Consider the following 20,364-nt stretch of genomic DNA (forward strand, 5'->3'; position numbering starts at 1 on the left):
GGCGGTATTCGGGACGCTTGATGGGACGCAGGGAATCGGAAGTGGCTGCCTCGGGCCCATCCTGTCGACGCTGGCCAGTGGGAGACAGCGGAAGGCGTTGATGGCGGCAGACCGGGTGCTGCGTACCTCTGGAGCGCAGGGTTGTTCGCCGTGACTGGCTGTTGTGCGGGTTAGGGGCCCGTACTGATACGGCCCACCGGGTCTGCGATCAAGGTCGGTTTCCCTGCCCGGCGGCATCGTCGCGGAGTACAAACCGGACGGGTCGAGCCATCGTCGTCGATGCCGACGTCGTAAGCGATTTGGTGTAGCCGGAGAGCCTTCGGCCGGGTTGGTCCGGTTGTGGCTCGGCCGCCCCGTCAGGCGTCGTCGGTGGTCGCGAGGTGTGCTGGCTGTCTCTGCCACGGAGAAGTGGGGCCGGCGATCGAGCAGGTAAGGGCTGCGACTCGGGTGGCGAATCGGCAGGCTTCCGCGACGTCATCGACTCCGAGACCGACCAGGTGTCCGCCGAGGAGCCCGCGTGCGCTGAGGCGTTGGAGCAGTCGGGCAGTGAAGGAGTCTCCCGCGCCGACGTTGTCGACGACCAGTGTGGTCACCGCGGGCACGCGCACCCGTTCTGCGTCGAGTGAGGCCAGGGCAGCCTCGGCGCCGAGGGTGATCACCACGAGCTGTACCCCGGCAGCGTGCCAGGTGCCGCACGCCTGCTCGGGTGGGATGCCCGGCTAGAGCAGTCCCAGGTCGTCCTCGACGCTGTGGCCGATGATCATGCTCATGAGCAGCAGCCTGACCGGACGCCCCCGGCGCCTTCAGCCGGTCGACGTCCCGAGCGGGGTGAACACCCCCGGCCGCACCTGGAGCACCCCCCGCTCCACCAGGCGTCTCGCCTTCGACCGCAGCCCCTCGACCTTCGCCGGGACCGCCTGAAAGCCCAGGGCCTCAGCCAGTTGCTGGCACCGCATGCCCTCCCGGCCCGCACCCGACTCCAGCACCGACATGATCCGCTGGTAGTCCGGAGGCAGGACCGGCGCTTCCGATCGGCCCGTTGCGGCCCTGAGAAGCCATCCGCTCACCCGGCAATGGAGTTGCTGGTCGAACAGGGTACTGGATCGGTGATCGTGCCGGAGCCGGTGCATGAAAGCAGGACCTCCTGGTAGCTGGGCGATGCGAATCGGCGGAGCCACCAGGAGGTCTCGTTGGCGTGTTGTGTCGTCCCGGCGCGGTGGGGCAGGCGGGGACGGTGAGGTTCGGTTGGTTCGGTCTCAGTGGTGGATCACGACGAGGGGTGCGGTGTCGGTGGCGGGGGCGAGGGCGGGGGTGCCGGCGAAGGTGGCGGTGTACTGCCTGTGGCGTACTGCTTCCACGAAGGCGACCCGGCCGTGGCAGGTTGCGGTGCCGGTGCTGTCGGTGACCGCGGTGCACACGGTGTGGGTGCCGACGGTGAAGGTGATCGTCTGGCCCGGGGCGGGTTGTCCGGTGACGGTGTCGGTGAGTGTGGCGGAGAGGTCGAGGAAGATGTCCGGCGGGCCGGGCGGGGTGACGGAGGCCACGATCGGGTGGGCGGTGAGGTTGGTGGTGTCGGGGTCGTAGGTGTAGAGGTCGGCGGGGTTGGTGGGGCTGGTGCCGGCGGGGGTGGTGACGGTGACGTCCACGGTGCCGGTGCCGGCCGGGGCTGTCGCGGTGATCGAGGTGTCGTCGGTGACGGCGAATGAGGTGGCCGGGGCGGTGCCGAAGGCGACGGCAGTGGCGCCGAGGAAGTCGGTGCCGGTGATGGTGACGCTGGTGCCGCCGGAGGCGAATCCGTGGGTCGGGTTCAGGGCGGTGACGGTCGGGGCGGGCTCGTCGTAGGTGTACTGGTCGGCAGGCCCGGTGGCGCTGGTCCCGGCGGGCGTGGTCACCGTGACGTCGACAGTGCCGTCGGCGTGCGCCGGGATCGTCGCCGTGACCGTGAAGTCGTTGACGACGGTGACGTCGGTCGCGGGGGTCGTGCCGAACGTGACGGCTCGGGCGCCGGACAGGTGGGTGCCGGTGATCGTGATCGTTGCGCCGCCTGCTTCCGGGCCGTGGGTGGGGTTGAGTGCGGTGACGGTCGGCAGGGCGGTGGCCTCGGCGAGGCCGAACGGGGTGTTTCCGACGGCGACGGTGGCGGTGACGGTGTTCGTTGCCGTGTCGATCACGGAGACGGTGTTGGCGCCGGCGTTGCTGACGTAGACGGTTGCGCCGTCTGGGGCGACCAGGACGGCGACTGGTGAGGCGCCGACCGCGATGGTGGCGATGACGGTGTTGGTCGCGGTGTCGATCACCGCGACACTGTTCGCGTTGGCGTCCGCCACATAGGCGCGGGTGCCGTCCGGGCTGATCGCGATGCCCTCCGGGCCGTTTCCCACGGGGACGAGCGTGGTGATCGTGTTCGTCGCGGTGTCGATGACGGACACGTTGTTGCTGTTGAAGTTGGCCGCGTAGGCGTGCGCCCCGTCCGGGGTGATCGCGACGCCGGCCGGGGTCCTCGCGCTGGGACTGCTGATGGTGGCGATGACGGTGTTCGTGGCGGTGTCGATCACCGACACCACGCTGCCGACGAAGCACGCCACGTAGACGCGGGCGCCGTTAGGGGTCACCGCGATACCGAACGGCTGGTTACCGACCTGGACGGTGGCGGTCACCGTGTTCGTGCTCGTGTCGATGACGTCGACGCCGCCGATACCCGGGCTGAAGAAGCGGCCGACGTAGGCGTGGGCGCCGTCGGGGGCGAACGCCACCGGGTTCGGGAACCGGCCGACCGGGATGAGGGCGGTGACGGTGTTCGTGGCGGTGTCGATCACCGACACGGTGCTGTCCGCATCGTTGGTGACGTAGGCGTGGGCGCCGTCCGGGGAGACCGCGACCCCCTCGGGAAACCGGCCGACCGGGATGGTCGCGACGACCGTGTCGGTCGACGGGTCAATGACCGAGACCGTATTCCCCCGTAAATCAGCAACATAGACCAGGGACATCGATTCCACCTCTCTGTGACACGGCGACCCGACGCCCCGGCTTGGGTCGGCATCCCGATCGAGACGGTGACGCCCTTGCCTGCGGCGTGCCGTCGCCTACCGGTCCGCACACGAAGTCGCCCCGTGAAAGACCTGGTTGGCCGGCAAGCCGGCCTCTGGCAGCCTTGCCTCCCGGCCTGCCGGCAATAGAGTGTGCGGGATGCATCGAATGCATCCCGTTGTGAGTTGTGGCCATGGTTGAGGGCCGGCGAGGGCACGAACGTCCGCCAAGAAGATTCCGGTGGGCCGGTCTTGCTCGCCGGGGATATCGTGCGCTTTTCTGCCTTTCCTGTTAAGGGGCTGTTACAGGGCGCAGGTGACTGAAAACGGTCATTCGGAGGTACAGTGCGGGCGCGTGGGGGACATATCGCGCCCCCGGGCATGCGATCGCGCGCGGATCCGGATGATGGTGGCGGCGAAGAGCGGGCTGCACTTCACAACCCACGACGCCCCAAAGTCCCATTGCGGCCGGTCACTTCTTGCGCGCTCGCGGTGCACGACGTCGGCCCTGCGTTTGATCTCCTGGTTCGGTCGCTCCGGCACTGCGCGAAAGTCGTGCACGTATGCCTCCATCAGCGCCGCTGTGTTATGGCGTAAGCGTGCTGGTCAAGGGGGTTGAGCGAGGCGCAACGGGACGCCTGTCGGGGCAGCACCGCCCGTACCTGCTCAACGGCTGCCTCGCCGAGACCGGGCTGACCCTCGATCCGTGATCGATCCAGCCGCTGTCTCCAGTTCAGTCTCAGCGGCTCGGCACTGGCCTCACGGCGGAAAGGTCGGGGCGCGCGTCCCATGCGGCGCGCGGGTGGCGTGCCCCGCGCCCGGGTGGCGTGCCCTTTGCTCTGGTTCCTCACCCCCTGGTGTTGGTTGCGGGGACGCAGGATAGTGCCCGCAATACACCCGCACAGCGAATCCTCAACAGGATTCCGCGGGTGGTCAATTCGATCCCGATGTGGGGGATCGAGCAGTTCCCCTAGCTCAGTTAATCAGCCCCCGATAGGGGGCTGTGCGCAACAGGGTAACCAACTGCTTCGGTGCCCTGGCCGGTTCCCGGTCGGTTAAAGCTAGGGCGACCCGCCAGGGTTATCCGAGGCCATGGGCCGGGTTCTGGTAGCTATCTGGAGGCCGACGGTGGGACAGCGGGCCCCGTCGGCGGCGGCACCCACCTTGCCGCGCAGCGCGAACTTCTGGAGATGATGGGCTGCACAGGAAAGGGAAGCGCGGCCCGCCTGGCCGAAATAATCGCCGGTTTTGCACTCGCCCTCGACTTCTCGACGGTCTCCGCAGCCGTTTCCGGATATTTCGCCAGCGCCCATGAACGCCTCGGGCGCAACAGGCTTGCCCGCTGAGGGCTGTTCAACTCCGCTACGTCAGAGGCACGCGAGTGGGCCGGACGAGACGAGGAGTGCAGCGATGCCGCAGCAAGGTCCAGGTCCCTGACCTGGGCAAGGTCGGTGAAGTCGTTGGGTGACACGACTTTCTGCCGGACGACGGAGAAGTAGATCTGCATCTGGTTCAACCAGGAGGCGTGCACCGGGGTATGGAGCATGACCGCGTTCGGGAAAACGCTGGTCAGCCGGTCGGCGGCCTTCTGCCCGCGGTGGGAGGAGCCGTTGTCCACGATCCAGAACACCCGCATCGCCCGGGCCCGGCCCGGTGGCAGGGTGGGGCGGCATCGGCATCGGGCCTGGATGAAGGTCTTCTCGTCGGCGCTATCGGGGTTGCGGATGAAGATGCAGGAGCGGTGCTGCCAGGGCTTGAGCGCGTCCTGGGCCAGTCAGCGGCGCACGGGGGACGCGGACACGGCCGGGGCGATGCCCCGTTCCATGGCCTCACGGGCCGGTTCTGGACACGACCAGCGGGATAGCGGAGTGCCGGTCTCGGCGGGCAGTTGGCAGGCCAGCGCTTTGACCTGGGCGGTCTGCAGCGCGGTGAACGAGGGCGGGCGCCCGGAGCGCTTGCGGTCGGCCGGCCCGGGCATGCCCTGCTCGGCAAACCGGCGCCGCCACGTCCCCACGGTGTCCAGGTGCAGTCCCGTCTCGCGTGCGACGCCTGCGTTGGAGCGGTCTCTGGCGGCGTGGAGCACGACGTGCACGCGCATCCGGGCTGGGGAGGGAGTCTTGTGGCCATAGGCCATCTTCTTCAGCCGGTGCCCCTGCGAGGCCGTCGGCGATATCGGGCAGGCAACGGCAATGGACAAGGCAGGCAGGCCGATCAGCAGGAGTGGATCTTACCGATCGCAGTCTGTCACGGCACCCGGCAGACTGTCGGAAATCAGCGTCAGAGGGACTGCCGGTAACCAAAGAACTCGTGGTCCTCGTTGTAGCCACCGAATCCGCTGCCGATGTCGGAGAATTCGGCGACGAACTCGATCGCCTTGATCCACTTGACCTGCTTGAAACCAAGTTCGACCTCGTTCCGCAGCCGCAGCGGGGCACCATGACCGAACGGCAGTGCCCGGTCGTTCATGCCGTAGGCGAGCATGGTGAGTTTGCTACGCATGTGCTCAATGGGATGGGCGTCGTAGTAGGTACCGCCGTCGGCGCCTTCCCCCAAGGAGTAGAACACCACCCACCTGGCCTGCGGGTCGGGCATGACCAGGTCGAGAATCACGGACATGGAAACGCCTGTCCACTTGGCGACTCCCGACCATCCCTGAATGCAGAAGTGCTGCGTGATCTGCTCATGGACGGGCAGTTTCCGCAAGTCGTCGAGGGACAGCTCGGCCGGGTGGGCAACCAGGCCGCCGATGCGCAGCCGGTAGTCGGCGAACCCGCCTTCTTGCAGGGCCTTGTACTCGGCGGAGTCGGGGTAGCGGCCGTTGTGCCAGAAATAGGGAGAGATGTCCCTGGCGGTGTAGGCGCCGGGGCGGACGTCCACATGCTCGAACCAGCGTTGCACACCGCCGATGAGGGCATAGCCGACGCGCTGTACGACCCGCGGATGACGCAGAGTGAACGGTGTCGCAACGACCCATCCGGCAACGACCACCGCCATCCATCCGACGAAGATCCAAAATCCCAGCCAGCTGTTGTCGCTGCGGCCGCTGCTGATGAGGTTGAGGTTGGTGAGGAGCCCGGTGGTGAAGACCAAGCCGACGTGGATCACGATGAACAGCAGGAACCAACTGAAGACCAGGAAGTGCAGCGACCGCGCGGTCTGGATGCTCAGCACCCGGCTGATCCGCCGGAACCGGGTCGACAACGCCGGTGACATGCCCAGCCCAGTGATGAGAGCCAGAGGTGCCGCGACGAAAACGGTGACGAAGTAGGCCAGCTGTTGCAGCCCGTTGTAGGCCACCCAGCTGTCGTTCCGCGGCCAGTCCAGCGACAGGTACTGGATGGCTGTCGACAAGGCGTTGGGGAACACCGTCCAGCTCGTGGGGACCAGGCGTTTCCACTGCGGGGTGACGAAGAGCAGCACGTAGAAGACAAGTCCGTTGAGAAGCCACAGCGTGCTCACTCCGAGGTGCCACCACCGGGCCAGGCCGATCGAGTGCCGGATCCCGGGCAGCGCGACCTGGCCGGGCAAGCTGATCGAGTCCTGCTTCGCGGTCCACAGCGGGTCGGCGGGCACAGGCTTTTGGATGCGGAACCATTCCCGCCCCGGGGTGCAGTGCCGGGTCCAGTACAGGCGCGGATGATCGCTCAGGATCTGCAGCCCCGACCGCAGGATGAACAGGATGAAGAACAGGTTGAAGAAGTGCGACCAGCGGGCCCACGCCGGAAGGCCCGCGTCATCGTCATGGCCCGCGACGGGGCCAGTGCCGGGATGCTCGGTGATGAACCGCTGGACCGACGGCATGCCCCGCAGCCCCTTGGCCCCGGCGACGCACACCAGCAAGACGACGAAGCCGAGCGGGAGCAGCCACAACAGGTTGAACCACCGGTTGCCCAGGCGCACCCTCGGCGCCACCCCGCCCGCCGCCGGCACCGAGCCCGACCACGTCACCCCATCGACGACATCCGTACCCTCCGTCAGCCCCGAGCGGAAGCCGGGTGGGATCCGGTCGGAGGCCCCCGACGCGTGCGGACGGTCCTCCGCACTCATCGAACCCGCCTCGTCCGACACAACCCTCGGCCTCCCAAGGCATGCATCCAGGCCCTCACTCCGCATGCCGTCAACAGAGCCCTCCACTGGCTCCAGCGCCCTCGTGCGCGGCGGAACTTCCTCTCCTCGCCCGGACCGACGAGACGAGGGACTTGGCGATCATGATGCAGCTGACCCGGTGGATCGCCGGCCAGCCACTTCCGTGACCAGGGCGTCCCGGTGTCTCAAGGACCATGGGTATGGACTTCAGCGTGACACGGCCAATCGGCCCAACCGCAGCTCCTGCGCTCGGCAGCGGTGTGTCTCACCCATTCGCGCGCCACACACAGCAACGGCTCCGGAGCCAACCCCCGAAGGACTTCCGGAGCTGACCACTCAGGTCAGTCGCCTGCTTCGGCCTCGGCGGCGACGTCGCGGATGCCGCGGGGGCGCCCGGCTTTGGCCCACATGCGGTACAGCACGGCGGCGATGAGGACGGCGGCGGCCAGTGAGGCGATCGGCTCGCCGCGGGAGAGGTTGACTACCAGCACGAACGCGACCGCGACCGCGCCGATCAGGTTCACCGCCGTGTGGCCGAATTCGCGTTCGCGCAGGGAGAAGCGGGCCATGGCGAGCAGGCCGGCGAGGAAGGCCATGAAGACGGAGACGGCGTAGAAGAGGACCAGGCGCTGGTCGTCTCCGTCGGCTGCGACGATGACCAGGCCGGAGACGGCGAGGAAGAGGACGACGCCCCAGTAGGGGGTGTGGTGCTTGTTGGTGCGCCCCCAGAGGGCCGGGAGGATGCCGGCTTCACTGCCGTCTGCGCGGTGGTGGCGGGCGAGGGCCTTGAGGAGCCCGGGTCCGGCGGCGAAGGAGGAGGACGCGGCGGAGAGCAGCAGCAGCGCGGTGAGCAGCTGGAAGAGGGCGTAGAGGGGTTTGGAGGCGGCCGCGTGGGCGAGGTCGGCGATCTGGGTGCTGTCGGGGGCAGGGATGCCGATGCGCAGGTGGACGGCCTCAGCGGTGAGGCCCAGGGTGATGCCGCCGACCAAGAGGAGGGTGAGCCAGAGGGTGATGCGGCCGAAGCGGCGGCGTCCGGCGTCGTCGAGCTGGCCGAGCTGGGCGATGGCGGAGGAGGGGGCTTCGACGCCGGTGGCCAGGGCCATGGCGACGGGGAAGGCGACGGCGACGGCGAGCGGGGCCCAGTGACCTGCGCTGTGGGTGATGGTGCCGCTGGGGTGCACGGGGGCGGTCAGTCCGCCGGACAGGACGGCGGCGGTGACGGCGATGAAGGCGAGGGTCATCAGCGCGAAGACCGCGCGGCCGAGGTGGCCGAACCAGGTCAGTCCGGCGACCAGCGCGGTGAGCGCGAGCGCGAGGGGGATACGCCAGGGCGCGGCGGCGGGCGCGTAGGCGATGATCGCGGATGCTCCGGCGGCGGAGCTGATGGCGATGGTCAGCACGAAGTCGACGATCAGCGCGCCGATCGGCACGAACGCGGCGGCCTCGCCGAACGCCTCCCCGGCCGCCGCCGCGGCGCCGCCGCCCTGCGGGTAGCGGGCGACCAGCTGGTGGTAGTTGACGATGACCAGCGCGATCAGGGCGACGACCAGACCCATGGTGGGCAGCAGCAGGTCCAGGTCCCCGTGCAGGGCGCGCAGCGCGGCCTCGATCGCGTACGCGACGGAGGAGACCGGGTCGGCCATCACCGCGAACGCGAACGCGATCAGCAGCACGGGCCGGGCGTGCAGCAGGGTCCGCCAGCGCGCAGGTGCAGCTGTGACGGGCTGGGTGCTGGGGGGCACTGGCATCAGGCTGCTTTCGTCGGCGGGGAACATGGGGGATTTCATCGCCGACCAGACTTCCCGGCACACCAAGCGGGGAGCCTAGCTAAGAAATCATCAGTGTGACGTCAAGAAGTCGTTAAAGCCGCTCGCCGGACGTGCGGTGTGCGCAGGCCGGCGACCCGCTGGTCCTGTACGCCGACGGGCTGGTCGAGACCCGTCACCGCTCCGTCGACGAGCGCCTCGACAGCCTCCACCACACGTTCTCGGCACGCGTGACTGCCCTGGGAAGGGGCGTGCGACCGGTTCTGGGACGGCCTGCGGCATCCGGACGACCACGACGATGTCGCCCGGCTGATCGCCAGCGCGGCGCCCGTGGCACCTGACTTGGCAGATCTCCACCGCTGGGGTCTGGGGCAGTAGCGGTGAGAGGCGGCCGTTCTGTGGAGGCGGATTCCGGCCGGTTGGATTACCGGTGGTGGGGCGGGTGCGGGGGTGGGGGCGGGATGCTGTCCAGGCCGGGTGTGGGCTCCGGCCACACCAGCAGGACCGGGCAGGGGGCGTGGTCGACGACGAACCGGCTGGCCGGGCCAAGGCTCTTCGGTCCCAGTCGGCTGGGGTCGCCGTCCCGGGCCACGATGAGCAGGTCGGCGTCCTGGGCGGCGATGATGACCTCCCGTTCGAGGCGGCCGGTGCGCTCGATGCGGGTGCAGGGCCGGCCGAGCCGGGCGGCGGCCTGTTCGAGCAGCTGCTGGGCGGAGGCGGCGGCGAGGTGTTCGAGCCGGGTGCCGGGATCCCGCTCGGGGTGGCCCCGTCCCAGCAGGCCGGCGAAGGCACCGTGCGCGGCGCCCGGGATCTCGTGGCCGGTCACATGCAGCAGCACGATGTCGGCGTCGTCGGGTGTATGGGTGCGGGCGGCGTCCACGCACGCGGGCCAGGTGCCTTCGACGATCCAGACGATGACAGCCATACAGGTCAGCCTCCGGCCTCGTGTCTCCGGCTCGGGTCAGGTTCCGGTCAGGTGCAGCGCCGCCCACAGCGCCACCACCGAGCAGGCGAGCGCAGCGGGCACCGTGTACAGGCCGAGCCGGGTGAACTCGGCCAGCTCCACCTCAGTGTCGTGCTCGCGCACGATCCGCCGCCACAGCAGCGTCGCCAGCGATCCGGCGTAGGTGAGGTTCGGGCCGATGTTCATCCCGAGCAGCACGGCCGGCACCGCGCCCGGCCCGAGCTGGGTGGTGAGCGGCAGCAGCACCAGGACCGCCGGCAGGTTGTTGATCACGTTCGCCAGGACAGCGGCCAGCACCGCGACGGCCAGCAGAGCGGGCAGGCTGCTGCCGTCGGGGATGAGATGGCCGAGCGCATCGTCGAGCCCGTTGTCGACCACCGCGCGCACCACGATGCCCAGCGCCGGCACGAACGCGAGAAAGGGGATGGCGGAAGCCAGCACGAGAGCCGACGAGGTGGTGCGGCGCTGGGCCAGGGCACGGGCGGCCAGCACCAGCGCACCGGCCGCGGCCGCCCACGCCGGATTCACTCCGAGCGCCGAGGTCACGACGAACCCGGCGAGCGTGCACGCCACCACGACGAGGGCGAACAGCGGCAGCTCGGGCGGCTCGCCGCTGGGCGCAGCCTGCGCGCCGGCGTCCAGGTCGGCCGCGAAGAATCGGCGGAAGACGACGTACTCCACCCCGATCGCGACCAGCCACGGCAGCACCATCAGCTCGGCGAAGCGGGTGAAGCTCAGCCCGCTGGCCGCAAACGCCAGCAGGTTCGTCAGGTTGGAGACCGGCAGCAGCAGCGACGCCGTGTTCGACAGATGGGTGCAGGCATACACGTGCGGCTTGGGGCGGGCGCCGAGCCGGGCGGCGGTGGCGAACACCACCGGAGTCAGCAGAACCACCGTCGCGTCCAGGCTCAGCACCGCCGTGATCACCGACGCGCTCACGAACACCTGCACCAGCAGCCTGCGCGGCCGCCCCACCCCCGCCCGGGCCATCCATGCCCCGCAGCGCAGGCATGGAACAGTCCCTCGTCGTCGCACAGCTGAGCCAGCACCAGCACCGCCGCCAGAAACCCGATCACCGGCCCCAGCCGCTGCGCTTCCTGCCGTGCGGCGTTCAGCGACACCGCCCGCCCCGGTCAGGATCACCAGGGCCGCGGCCGGGACCGCGACCACCGCCTCCGGCCAGCCCCACGGTCGGATGACCGCGCAGGCCAGCACCAGCACCAGCAAGGCGGCGGAGGGCGACAGGCGCCATGCGGTGATCCTTGGAGGAGGATGTCACGCTTCGTGCTCGCCGAAATGAGAGGTTGTGAGAACGAAGATCATGGACAAACTGGACACGGTCCGGCGGGGGCGTGATCTCTCAGAACCGCTCATTTGTATGAGAATCGCCGTCATGCGCCCGCATGGTGCAGGGCGGTGAGCCACTGGGTCACGACGGCGTCGATGAAGGCGTCGGTGACCTGGCCGCGGTCGAGGAAGAGCCGGGCGAGGACGGGGCCGTACAGCATCGTGTACTCGTCGTCGTTGATCTGGACGCCGGACGGCTCCAGTAGCTTGTTCAGGGCGGCATGGCGGTCTTCGCCGATGCGGACGAGGGCCTGGGCGCTGTCGGGGTCGTGATCGGCCTGGGCGGTGACGGCGAGGACGGCGGTACGGATGGCTGGGTCGCTGATCCCGGCGCGCAGGCTCTTGAGCCAGGCGGTGGCCACGGCGCGTACGTCACTGCCGGGTTCGGGGTAGGTGCCGGAGTCGGGGCCTTCGAGGATGAGGTCGAAGAGCAGGGCCGCCCGGCCTGGCCAGTGCCGGTAGAGGGTCTGGCGGGTGACATCGGCCCGTTCGGCCAGCAGGGCGTAGGTCAGTCCGGTTGGCCCGACCTCGGGTAGCAGGTCGCGCGCGACGGCCAGGATGCGGGTGCGGGTGCGCTGGACGCGCGGGTTGCTGAGTGCTGGCTTCCGGCGGTGGACGGGTGTGGACGACATGGTCTCCATCCTACGCAAGAATCATACGTGATGTGTGATGAGGGCCACCGTCGTCGGACTTCACCAATCACACGCTGTGTGTGATACACGGAAGAGTAATCACACGCACTGAATGATTCAGGGTGTGTGCAGTTTCCCTTCCCTGTGGGAGTTCCTGATGTCCACTGCGATCACTTTCTCCGAGTACGGCGCGCCCGGCGTGCTGACACTGTCGGAGGTCCCGACGCCGGAGCCGGGCCCGGGCCAGGTCCGCGTCCGCGTGCGGGCCGCCGCCGTGAACCCGATCGACGTACGGATCCGCGCGGGGATGATGCAGGGCGTCTTCCCCGTCGAGTTCCCGATGATCCCGGGCTGGGACGTCGCCGGTGTGGTCGACAAGGTCGGCGAGGAGGCGAGCTTCACGGTCGGCGACGAGGTCTTCGGCGTCGCGGCAGTCGGTGGCTACAGCGAGTTCGCGCTACTGGACCGCCCGTTCGCCAAGCCGAAGGAGCTGTCGTTCGAGACCGCAGCCGCCCTGATCACCGTCGGCGAGGCCGCCTACCGGGCCCTGGAACACCTGGGGGTCGGAGCGGGCCAGACCCTGCTGATCCACGGTGCGGGCGGCAGCGTCGGGACCATCGCGGTGCAGCTGGCCGCCGCCCGCGGTATCGCCGTGGTCGGCACCGTCGCCGAGCAGGACATCGAGCGCGTCGGCGGCCTCGGCGCCACCGCCGTCCTCTACGGCGAGGGTTGGGTGGAGCGGGTGAAGGCCGCCGCTCCGGGCGGGGTGGACTTCGTGTTCGACGCCTCCGGCGCGGGCGTGCTCGCCGAGTCCGTCGCCCTGGCCGGCGACGCCGGCCGGGTCATCACCATCGCCGACCCGTCCTTCGCCCAGCACGGGGTGCGCTTCACCGGAATGGACCCGGCCGACCGGTTCCCCGAGGCCCTGCCGCAGCTGGCCGGCCTGATCGCCGCAGGCAAGCTCGACGTCCCAGTGTGGCGGGCCTACCCCCTGACGGAGGCCGCGCAGGCCCACGCCGACATCGAAGCCCGCCGCAACGAGGGCAAGGTCGTCCTCCTCCCCTGACCCCGCAGCCCCCGTCTCGCGCGGGCAAGTGAGGCGGCCCCGGGCCGCAGCCGGGACACTCCCAGACCGGTTGCGGCCCATGCGTACTGGACGGTCCGGATTTCCGGGTCTTCAAAGTTGAGCGGTGCGGAGGTGTCCGCGGGCTCGGCGGGTGGTGACGCAATGTGTCCGTAGCCGTTGGTTGTCCACGTTGCGGTAGCCGAACGGGTTACGGGCGGGAAGCTTGATCACTCGGTTGATGCTTTCGCTCTTGGCGTTGCTGTGACAGGTGTCGATGAACGCTTCGGTCTCGGGCCGGCGGTCGACGGTGATGGCGAGCTGCCGCACTTCGGGGATGCCGGAATCCGCGCACCAGGTGAGGAACTTACAGCGTGCGTGGCTGTCTTGACGCCGGTTGAGGCCGGTGCGGGTCAGGGCGAGGAGGTGGCGGGGATTGTTCTTGGTGATCCAGGCTCGTCAGTAGCAGCCTCTGGGGAATCAGCGGCAGTCAGGTCGAGACGCTCGGCCTTGTAAACGAATGCCCCCAGCTGCTCAATGCGCCAGCTCTCCTGTGACCTCACAGCACCCCCTCAGCTTCCCGCGAACGCTGCGAAGATGTCTGCCGGGTCCGGCGCCTGGCACGGCGCGCTCGCCGAGCACCCGAGCGTGAACGCCGCTTCGAAACCGCCGGGCGCGGGGACCAGACTCTGGTAGTCGCCCACCTCTTTGCTCCCGTTGTGCACGGCCCGCATGTCGAACGGGCCGCCGAGCACATGCGAGGTCGAGAAGGTCTTGCCGCCGTCATCCGAGCGGGCCAGCCACCGCGTGGTGGGCAGGATCGGGTTCGTCGAGGAGTTGTCGGTGAAGTCGTACCAGGTCAGCCCGATCGTGCCGTTCGCGGCCACCGCGACGTTGGCCTGGAAGGTCTCGGCCGGGCGGTGAACGTCCGTCGGCGAGGACCACGTGGCGCCGCTGTCAGCCGAGGAGGCGACCATCACCTCACCCGGGCTGTTCTGAGCGCAGTCGAGGGGGTTGACCTGGGAGAGCGTGCAGGTCGTCCAGGCCAGGTAGGCCGAGTTGTTCGGCCCGGCCGCCAAGGACGAGACTGCCCCGTCGCTGCCGAACTCGTTTCCGTTCTGAGGATCGACGATTTTGGCGCCGTCGGACGGGACCGTGGCGATCTTGCTTGGCGTGGACCAGCTGGCGCCGCCGTCGGTGGAACGGGTCGCGTACAGGTCGTGCGAGGGAGCCTGACAAGCCAGCGGGCATCGGTGGAACACGTTGAGCAGGGTCTTGCCGTCAGACAGCACCACCATGCGCGAGAGGACATCGGACTCGTCGACTGGCTGATCGATGGGTGTCACGGCGAAGGTCTGGCCACCGTCGTGGGTGGTCGCAAGCATGAGGGCGCCGGTCGAGAGGTTGGTGAACGTGACGTAGGCGGTGCCGGGGCTGAGGGGGTCGGCCACCACGGTGTCGGAGTCGTCCGCGCGGGAATCGACGATCGTCGCCGGGGTCCACTGCGGTGGCCATGTCCCCGGGGGTGATGTCGTCATGAAGACGGGGCCGGCGAGCGCGTTGCGCCCCAGGTACACGCGTCCGTCGGGCCCGAAGGACAGGCTCGGATCGCCGACGTCGGGCAGCGTTCCGCCGGAGCAGACCTGTCCCCCGGGAGCGGGGACCGGCGGGCTCCAGGTGCTCCCACCGTCGCTCGATGAAGCCGTGAGCGTCATCGTGCCCGTCTCCGCGCCGGGAGAGCCCATGACCTGCATCCAGGCCGCGACCATGTGGGCGGGATTGTTCGGGTCGACGGCCAGGCTCACCTCCCGGTCGCCCCCCTGGCTCGAACAGACCGGCGCAGGCTCGGTCTGAAAAGGCGCGCCGGAAACGCGGTGGAGGGTCGCGCTGTCGGTGACGGCGCTCACGAGCGGAGCCTGTGCCCCGCGTGCGGGCGGTTGCACCGACTGAGAGGAGTCCGCCCTTGCCTGCGCCGGGCCGGCGACACCAAGGGAGACCAGCCAAGCGCACAGTACAACGATGGTCCGCAATGGCCGGGCCGGGCCGTCTCGATGCATCCTCGTGCTCATTTCTCCTCCACACGTCGGGCGCAGCATCCCTCCGGGTGGCCCGAGTGGCCAGGGCGCACGACCTTGCCGTGCGAAGCACCAGGAGCGAGAAGGGGCGTGTGCTCAGCTTGAGCTCTGCGCTTCGCGCCGTCTGCGCCAACTTCCGCCAGCGGTTCCAGTCCCAGCCCCACCCGAACGCCGCACATACCTTGTGGATGACCTCGCGACCGTACACGCGCAGGAGTACAGCAAGGTGTACGACGAACTCCTCGCCGCGGCTGCCCGGCTCGACGCCAGCCGCTGTCCACCCCCGACGCGGCCGTCCGCTGCACCAGATGGGTAGCTCCGAAGTGCCGGTTGGCCGAAGGGAGTTGTCGTACCTGCACGCTACGTTGAACGCATGACCTATGTAGAGGGCAAGATCGAACGCATCAGGCCGCAGCAGTTCCACGAGACCGCCGGCCTGGAGGACTGGCGTGTCCTGGGCGAGGGGGCGTGCGCGTACTACCGCACCGGGTCGTTCACGATCGGCGCCCGGCTCGTGCAGGCGATCAGCGAGTTGCCGGGCGTGGGGGACGGGCACCCGGACGTCGACCTGCGGCACGAGGGTGTGACCATACGGCTGATCACGATCACGGACGACTACTACGGGCTTACCGAGCGGCACATCGAGCTGGCCCGGCAGATCTCGGAAGTGGCGCGCACGCTGGACATTCCAGCCGACCCGTCCGCCGTGCAGACCGTCCAGGTCACGGTCGACGCCCTCGCCGGTCCGGACGTGGTGCCCTTCTGGCGAGCCCTCCTCGGGTACCAGAACCGCGCGAACAGCGGTGAGGACCTGATCGACCCGCAGCGCCGCGGGGCACCGTTCTACTTCCAGCACATGGACGCACCACGCCCGCAGCGCAACCGGGTCCACGTCGACGTCTGGGTGCCGTACGACCAGGCCGAGGCGCGGATAGCCGCGGCGCTCGCTGCCGGCGGCCGTCTGGTGAATGATGCCGACGCGCCGTCGAACTGGGTGCTGGCCGACCCCGAGGGGAACGAGGCTTGTGTCGGCGTGGCCGGCTGGACTGGGCCAGACGCCAGCCGGCCGTGAAAACCCCTGCCCGACGAGACCATATTGCCGGATGCCGGGGATCTCGCCGAGGTGAATTCGGCCAGCTGTGAAGGAGCACCTACCCGGCAGCGTCGCGACGCACCTTCCATGGCACGAGGAGGGCGGTGAGCCCATGTCGCCAGGCCCGCCGTCAGCGTTGCAGGTGGGCTTCGAGGATCTTCCTCAGCTCCTCGCCGGACTCGTAGGCCGCCGGGGCGAAGTGCGGGGGGAGGACGAAACCGTCGGGCAGGGCGGCGTAGGTGTCGCGCAGGTGCCGCGCGTACATCTCACGCAGCCGGTCGGGCCAGCGGCCCATCAGGGCGGGACGCATACCGGCCTCCACGGCGACGGCGTGGTGGTGCACCGCGGCCTCCGTGACGGCTTCTTCGCGCGTCCACTCGCAGATCAGCGCGCGTTCGGGAGCGAAGCGGGCGGTCAGCGGTCGGTCGGCGGAGGTGAACAGGTCGGCGCCCGCGGCCCCTTCGGCCTCCGCGGCGAGCCCGGCCGCCAGCTCGGCGGCGATTACCGGGGAGCAGTGCAGGCCCTCGCGGTGGGTGCCGGTCGCCACCCATAGTCCTGGGGTGCCGGTCGGGCCGAGCAGCGGGTACCCGTCGATGCCGATCGGCCGGTTGCCGTGGTGGAGTTGAGCCACCCGGGCGGAGGTCAGGGAAAGGTTGAGCTGGGTGATGCCGCACTCCAGCAGGTTGCGCAGGCTGTCCAGGCTCGGGCTTGAGGTGGGGTGGACGGCGGGGTTGCTGGTCGCTCCGAGGTACAGGGTGCCGTCCGCTTGCGGTACGGCGTGCAAGCCGCAGGCATAAGCGCGGTTCGGGGTACGGAGCACAGCGGTCGGCGCCGGGCCCGCCGCCTCCGTGTGCACCTGGACGGCGCTGCCCTCGCCGGCCAGGACGGGCACCAGGGCGGCATCCGGGGCGACTTGCCGGACGAGGTCCTCGGTCCACACGCCGGCGGCCACGACGAGTTGCCGGGCAATGACGTGGTGGTCGCCGAGGTCGATGCGGAACCGGCCGCCGTCGGCGGGTGAGAGCCGGAGGTTTCGGGGGCGGGCGAGGTGGACTCCCGGGAGTGCCGCGAGTGCCAGGTCGAGCGTCGCCAGCCAGGCGCGGGCGTCGATGTAGCGTTCGTCGGGAAGGTGCAGGGCGCGGGTGGCGCGTGCGCTGTCCAGGGGGTTCAGGCCGGGGATGTCGCCCGGGTCGATCCGTTCGACGGGCTCGCGCCACTCTCTCGCCGCCTCTTCGATCGCGGCGAAATTGCGGTCCTCCATCGTCGTCGAGACGGCGTTGAGCAGGACGAAGGTGCCGGTTGCGAAGCCGTCGTGCGGGGCGGTGCTGCCGCAGTACGCCCGCACCCGGTCGCGTCAGTCGGCCCAGCGGTGCGACGCGATGCGGGCCAACTCGACGCGGGCGCGGGCGGTTTCGGTGCGCAGCGAGTCTGTGGTGACCTCGGCGACCGCACCGAGCATCGCCCCGGCCGCCCGGCTCGCACCCGGGCCGGCGCGTCCTACGAGCAGGACGGTGCGGTCCGAGTCGCGTTCGGCCACGGCTAAGGCGATCGACCTGCCGAGTATGCCGTCGCCGACAACGGCGAGGTCGACGTGCTGGCGCATGGAGACTCCTTGTGCGGTTGTTGGCGCGCTCGTCGCAGTGCGAGAGCAGCGCCCGGTGGTCGGCGCTGGGCCGAACGCTCTCCTTGGCCTGGCCCGGCTGTTGGGCTGCGAAAACACCGCTGATGGTAGGACGGCGGAAGCCATGGCGCAGCGGCATCTGCACAGTGGCTCCGCTCCCATCGATGGGATGACACCGGAACAAGTCGTACACCCGGTCCCACGGGCCGTACCGGTCGGGCACATCCCGCCCCGGGGTGCTCGTCCGCGTCCACCACCGTATGCCGTCGATCAGCTGCCGCCGGGGCCAAGCCGGAGGCCGCCCAGGCTTCTTGCCTTGTGGTCGGTCCCGGCGAAGGCCAGGCCGCGCAGTGCGAGCTGCTGCGTCTCGTAACGGCCCTCGGTGGTGGCCTCCACGTCAGATGACGGCGTGCACAGCGGTTGTCTCTTCCTTTGAGAGCGGGGACGTGGACAGGTGGCTTTGACTGTCTACGGCTCGACCGCCAGGCGCAGCCCCAGCCCGACCAGGACGGCACCGGAGATCTGCTCCATCCGGCGTCGAATCGACGGCCGTTGGAGCGTGCTGCGTACGCGCCCGGCCAGCCAGACCAGTGGCAGGTACCACATCAGGTCCACCAGCGCCCAGATCACCGAGAAGGCGACCAGCGTCGGCAGTACCGGGGCTCCCTGCGGTACGAACTGCGGCAGGAAAGACACGGCGAACACGCCCGCCTTGGGATTGGCGAAGTTGGTGACCAATCCCTGCCAGTACGCCCGCCGATGCCCCACCGCTGCCGTCTCCACCGGTTCCGCACCCGGCCCGCCGGCCCGCCGCGCCTGCCACAGCGCGCGGGCCCCCATCCACACCAGTACCGCGGCGCCGAAGATCCGCATCGCGTCGTAGGCGATCCGCGAGGCCAGCAGCAGGGCGGAGAGCCCGAACGCCGCCGCGAGACCCCACAGCAGCACCCCGCACTCATTGCCCAGGACCGTGGCCATACCGGTTCTGCGGCCGTTCATCACCGCTCGGCGCAGGATCACAGCCGTACTCGGCCCGGGGACCATCGCAATCAGAAAAGCCGCACCGACGAACGGAACGATGGATGGCAACATCGGGTCAGCATGCCGAGTGTTCGAGTGCCCTCACAAGCCCGTTGTCTGCCTGACGAATTGCGGGAACCGGAGGACAGTCGTGGACGACGGTGGGCGCGCACGGGGCCGACGCGTAGATCGGATGACCGTTCGCACCTGCAGTTCGTCATCCGGTGAGAGCAGGCGCGCGCGACGCCGAGAATGGCGTAGCCCGCAGGCGGCGAGGGCGCCTGTTCCAGTGCGGGTACGAACGCGCGCGGCGCCTGAGGCTTGTGGCGCCGCACCCTGGTCGTCAGCGAGGGCGGATGCGGTCATTCCGGGGGCTCGATCCGGACACCGGTGCGTGCCGCGCGTTGCTCGCCCCAGGCGTACAGCGCCTCCAGTACGGGCACCAAGCTCAGCCCCTCCTCGGTCAGCCGGTACTCGACACCCGGCGGGTTGCCGCCGTCGGACCGTCGCTCGATCAGTCCCGCGGCTTCCAGCCTGCGCAGCCGCTGGACCAGCACCTTCTCACTGACCTCGGGCATCCGCCGCCGGAGCACGCCATACCGGTGCACGCCCTCCTTCAGGTGCGCCAGCACGATCGTGGCCCACTTGCCGCCGATCACCTCCAGGGTCAACTCGACGGGGCAGCGGAAGCGTTGCCCGTCTTCGGGTATCGGCATCGTCATGACATCACTGTCCTCTTCCGGGTGCTTACCGCCGGGTCAGTCCTTGCCGGGGGCCCGGAGGTGCTGTTCAGTCCTGGCATGATTGTCGAGTACATCCGGTACCGGATAGCCGAACCACAGCGGGCGGAATTCGAGAAGGCGTACCTGCGGGCCGCCGAGCCGCTCGGCGAGACCGAGCAGTGCGTGGACTACGAACTGGCCCGCTGCACCGAGGAACCAGGCGCCTACATCCTGCGCATCCGCTGGACCTCGGCCGCGGACCACCTCGAAGGCTTCCGCAAGGGCGAGCACTTCGCGGCCTTCTTCGCCGAGATCAGGCCGTACGTCGAGTCGATCGAGGAGATGCGCCACTACGAGGACACCGAGGTCGTGGGCCGGGGCGGGGCGAACCCGACCCTGTACGAGTGGGCCGGCGGGGCGGGAGCCTTCGAACGGCTCTTCGCCCGGTTCTACGAGCGGGTCTCCGAGGACGAACTCCTCGCCCCGGTCTTCGCCGGGAAGGACCCGCACCATGCCGAGCACGTCGCGGCCTGGCTCGGCGAGGTCTTCGGCGGTCCGGCCCGGTACAGCGCACAGCGGGGCGGCCATCGCCACATGGCATCCCGCCACGTGGGCCGCGGGCTCACCGAAGAGCAGCGTCGCCGGTGGGTGGCTCTGCTGATCGACACCGCCGACGAGGTCGGCCTTCCGGACGACCCCGAATTCCGTGCGGTCTTCGCGTACTACCTGGAGTGGGGTACGCGCATGGCGCTGATCTACTCAGGCCCCAACCCGCCCCCGCTGCCCGAGTCCCCGATGCCCCGCTGGGACTGGGGCATCACGCCGCCGTACCGGGGCTGATCGCGGGGACAGCCGTCACCCCCCGGCGCCCCCTCGTGGAGTCTCCTCTCGGGTCGCAGGCCGACCAGGTTTCCTCAGGCCTCCAGTGCCGACGATCTTTCGTACGCAG

At 69.5% G+C, this 20,364-nt stretch carries 18 protein-coding genes and 3 pseudogenes; 5 read left to right on the forward strand and 16 right to left on the reverse strand.

Annotated features, from left to right (window positions below):
* Positions 1–356 precede the first annotated feature (356 nt).
* Positions 357–743 (reverse strand): annotated as a pseudogene (locus M878_RS78840) (PfkB family carbohydrate kinase); the annotation flags it as partial.
* A 25-nt stretch (positions 744–768) separates the two neighbouring features.
* On the opposite strand from M878_RS78840, the gene M878_RS97810 reads away from it, so the two are divergent.
* Positions 769–921, forward strand: coding sequence for a hypothetical protein (locus M878_RS97810; RefSeq protein ID WP_158692805.1), 153 nt, complete (start codon positions 769–771; stop codon positions 919–921).
* Positions 922–1,256: 335 nt separating this feature from the next.
* Here the strand turns inward: M878_RS97810 and M878_RS000000101125 are convergent, their stop codons facing one another.
* On the reverse strand, positions 1,257–2,987 hold the full coding sequence (locus M878_RS000000101125; RefSeq protein ID WP_023551009.1) for an IPT/TIG domain-containing protein: 1,731 nt from the start codon (positions 2,985–2,987) through the stop codon (positions 1,257–1,259).
* Between the two features lie 1,070 nt (positions 2,988–4,057).
* On the opposite strand from M878_RS000000101125, the gene M878_RS000000101130 reads away from it, so the two are divergent.
* Entirely contained in the window at positions 4,058–4,372 is a 315-nt protein-coding gene (locus M878_RS000000101130) for a hypothetical protein (protein ID WP_280923669.1), read from the forward strand.
* Between the two features lie 428 nt (positions 4,373–4,800).
* On the opposite strand, the gene M878_RS000000100315 is transcribed toward M878_RS000000101130, so the two are convergent.
* The 6 genes and pseudogenes from M878_RS000000100315 to M878_RS78875 form a co-directional block, all read right to left on the reverse strand.
* Complete coding sequence (locus tag M878_RS000000100315) at positions 4,801–5,223, reverse strand: helix-turn-helix domain-containing protein (RefSeq protein ID WP_245238242.1); 423 nt, start codon at positions 5,221–5,223, stop codon at positions 4,801–4,803.
* Positions 5,224–5,303: 80 nt separating this feature from the next.
* Positions 5,304–7,073, reverse strand: coding sequence for a molybdopterin-dependent oxidoreductase (locus M878_RS78855; protein WP_031226184.1), 1,770 nt, complete (start codon positions 7,071–7,073; stop codon positions 5,304–5,306).
* Between the two features lie 380 nt (positions 7,074–7,453).
* The gene (locus tag M878_RS78860; protein WP_167345805.1) at positions 7,454–8,860 is read right to left on the reverse strand and encodes an APC family permease; all 1,407 of its coding nucleotides are present in this window, start codon (positions 8,858–8,860) and stop codon (positions 7,454–7,456) included.
* A 442-nt stretch (positions 8,861–9,302) separates the two neighbouring features.
* Entirely contained in the window at positions 9,303–9,803 is a 501-nt protein-coding gene (locus M878_RS78865; protein WP_023551013.1) for a universal stress protein, read from the reverse strand.
* Between the two features lie 36 nt (positions 9,804–9,839).
* Positions 9,840–11,102: pseudogene (locus tag M878_RS78870) on the reverse strand (SLC13 family permease).
* A 131-nt stretch (positions 11,103–11,233) separates the two neighbouring features.
* Positions 11,234–11,821: a TetR/AcrR family transcriptional regulator gene (locus tag M878_RS78875; protein WP_031226186.1), complete on the reverse strand. Its 588-nt coding sequence runs from the start codon at positions 11,819–11,821 to the stop codon at positions 11,234–11,236.
* A 157-nt stretch (positions 11,822–11,978) separates the two neighbouring features.
* Between M878_RS78875 and M878_RS78880 the strand changes: the two genes are divergently transcribed.
* The gene (locus tag M878_RS78880; protein WP_031226187.1) at positions 11,979–12,887 is read left to right on the forward strand and encodes an NADP-dependent oxidoreductase; all 909 of its coding nucleotides are present in this window, start codon (positions 11,979–11,981) and stop codon (positions 12,885–12,887) included.
* Positions 12,888–12,998: 111 nt separating this feature from the next.
* Here M878_RS78880 and M878_RS95030 read toward each other — a convergent pair whose 3' ends face one another.
* Positions 12,999–13,334, reverse strand: a complete 336-nt coding sequence (locus M878_RS95030) for a transposase (RefSeq protein WP_078630431.1) — start codon at positions 13,332–13,334, stop codon at positions 12,999–13,001.
* Positions 13,335–13,456: 122 nt separating this feature from the next.
* A complete protein-coding gene (locus M878_RS78885) occupies positions 13,457–14,689 on the reverse strand; it encodes a sialidase family protein (protein ID WP_023551018.1) in 1,233 nt (410 codons plus the stop codon).
* Between the two features lie 643 nt (positions 14,690–15,332).
* Between M878_RS78885 and M878_RS78890 the strand changes: the two genes are divergently transcribed.
* Entirely contained in the window at positions 15,333–16,031 is a 699-nt protein-coding gene (locus tag M878_RS78890; protein ID WP_023551019.1) for a VOC family protein, read from the forward strand.
* A gap of 151 nt (positions 16,032–16,182) precedes the next feature.
* Here M878_RS78890 and M878_RS78895 read toward each other — a convergent pair whose 3' ends face one another.
* The 6 genes and pseudogenes from M878_RS78895 to M878_RS78910 all read right to left on the reverse strand — a co-directional run bounded on the left by M878_RS78895 (position 16,183) and on the right by M878_RS78910 (position 19,415).
* On the reverse strand, positions 16,183–17,397 hold the full coding sequence (locus M878_RS78895; protein WP_023551020.1) for an NAD(P)/FAD-dependent oxidoreductase: 1,215 nt from the start codon (positions 17,395–17,397) through the stop codon (positions 16,183–16,185).
* A gap of 9 nt (positions 17,398–17,406) precedes the next feature.
* Positions 17,407–17,655, reverse strand: a complete 249-nt coding sequence (locus tag M878_RS78900) for a M14 family metallopeptidase (RefSeq protein WP_023551021.1) — start codon at positions 17,653–17,655, stop codon at positions 17,407–17,409.
* 253 nt (positions 17,656–17,908) lie between these two features.
* A pseudogene (locus M878_RS000000101490) lies at positions 17,909–17,959 on the reverse strand (hypothetical protein); the annotation flags it as partial.
* The gene (locus tag M878_RS000000101135; protein ID WP_023551022.1) at positions 17,944–18,069 is read right to left on the reverse strand and encodes a hypothetical protein; all 126 of its coding nucleotides are present in this window, start codon (positions 18,067–18,069) and stop codon (positions 17,944–17,946) included. The gene M878_RS000000101135 and the pseudogene M878_RS000000101490, both read right to left, overlap by 16 nt.
* A gap of 72 nt (positions 18,070–18,141) precedes the next feature.
* A complete protein-coding gene (locus M878_RS78905) occupies positions 18,142–18,765 on the reverse strand; it encodes a LysE family translocator (protein WP_031226190.1) in 624 nt (207 codons plus the stop codon).
* Between the two features lie 290 nt (positions 18,766–19,055).
* Positions 19,056–19,415, reverse strand: coding sequence for a winged helix-turn-helix transcriptional regulator (locus tag M878_RS78910; protein WP_023551024.1), 360 nt, complete (start codon positions 19,413–19,415; stop codon positions 19,056–19,058).
* 78 nt (positions 19,416–19,493) lie between these two features.
* Here M878_RS78910 and M878_RS78915 point away from each other — a divergent pair, with 78 nt between their 5' ends.
* The gene (locus M878_RS78915; protein ID WP_023551025.1) at positions 19,494–20,255 is read left to right on the forward strand and encodes a group II truncated hemoglobin; all 762 of its coding nucleotides are present in this window, start codon (positions 19,494–19,496) and stop codon (positions 20,253–20,255) included.
* Positions 20,256–20,364 lie beyond the last annotated feature (109 nt).

It is taken from the genome of Streptomyces roseochromogenus subsp. oscitans DS 12.976 (genome assembly GCF_000497445.1).
Taxonomy (GTDB): Bacteria; Actinomycetota; Actinomycetes; order Streptomycetales; family Streptomycetaceae; genus Streptomyces; species Streptomyces oscitans.

Bases quoted from the DNA above. Each gene is read 5' to 3' on its own strand.
- M878_RS97810 (WP_158692805.1), top strand. From the start codon at position 769: ATGAGCAGCAGCCTGACCGGACGCCCCCGGCGCCTTCAGCCGGTCGAC.
- M878_RS000000101125 (WP_023551009.1), bottom strand. From the start codon at position 2,987: ATGTCCCTGGTCTATGTTGCTGATTTACGGGGGAATACGGTCTCGGTC.
- M878_RS78855 (WP_031226184.1), bottom strand. From the start codon at position 7,073: ATGAGTGCGGAGGACCGTCCGCACGCGTCGGGGGCCTCCGACCGGATC.
- M878_RS78860 (WP_167345805.1), bottom strand. From the start codon at position 8,860: ATGCCAGTGCCCCCCAGCACCCAGCCCGTCACAGCTGCACCTGCGCGC.
- M878_RS78865 (WP_023551013.1), bottom strand. From the start codon at position 9,803: ATGGCTGTCATCGTCTGGATCGTCGAAGGCACCTGGCCCGCGTGCGTG.
- M878_RS78875 (WP_031226186.1), bottom strand. From the start codon at position 11,821: ATGTCGTCCACACCCGTCCACCGCCGGAAGCCAGCACTCAGCAACCCG.
- M878_RS78880 (WP_031226187.1), top strand. From the start codon at position 11,979: ATGTCCACTGCGATCACTTTCTCCGAGTACGGCGCGCCCGGCGTGCTG.
- M878_RS78890 (WP_023551019.1), top strand. From the start codon at position 15,333: ATGACCTATGTAGAGGGCAAGATCGAACGCATCAGGCCGCAGCAGTTC.
- M878_RS78900 (WP_023551021.1), bottom strand. From the start codon at position 17,655: ATGCGCCAGCACGTCGACCTCGCCGTTGTCGGCGACGGCATACTCGGC.
- M878_RS78905 (WP_031226190.1), bottom strand. From the start codon at position 18,765: ATGTTGCCATCCATCGTTCCGTTCGTCGGTGCGGCTTTTCTGATTGCG.
- M878_RS78910 (WP_023551024.1), bottom strand. From the start codon at position 19,415: ATGACGATGCCGATACCCGAAGACGGGCAACGCTTCCGCTGCCCCGTC.
- M878_RS78915 (WP_023551025.1), top strand. From the start codon at position 19,494: ATGATTGTCGAGTACATCCGGTACCGGATAGCCGAACCACAGCGGGCG.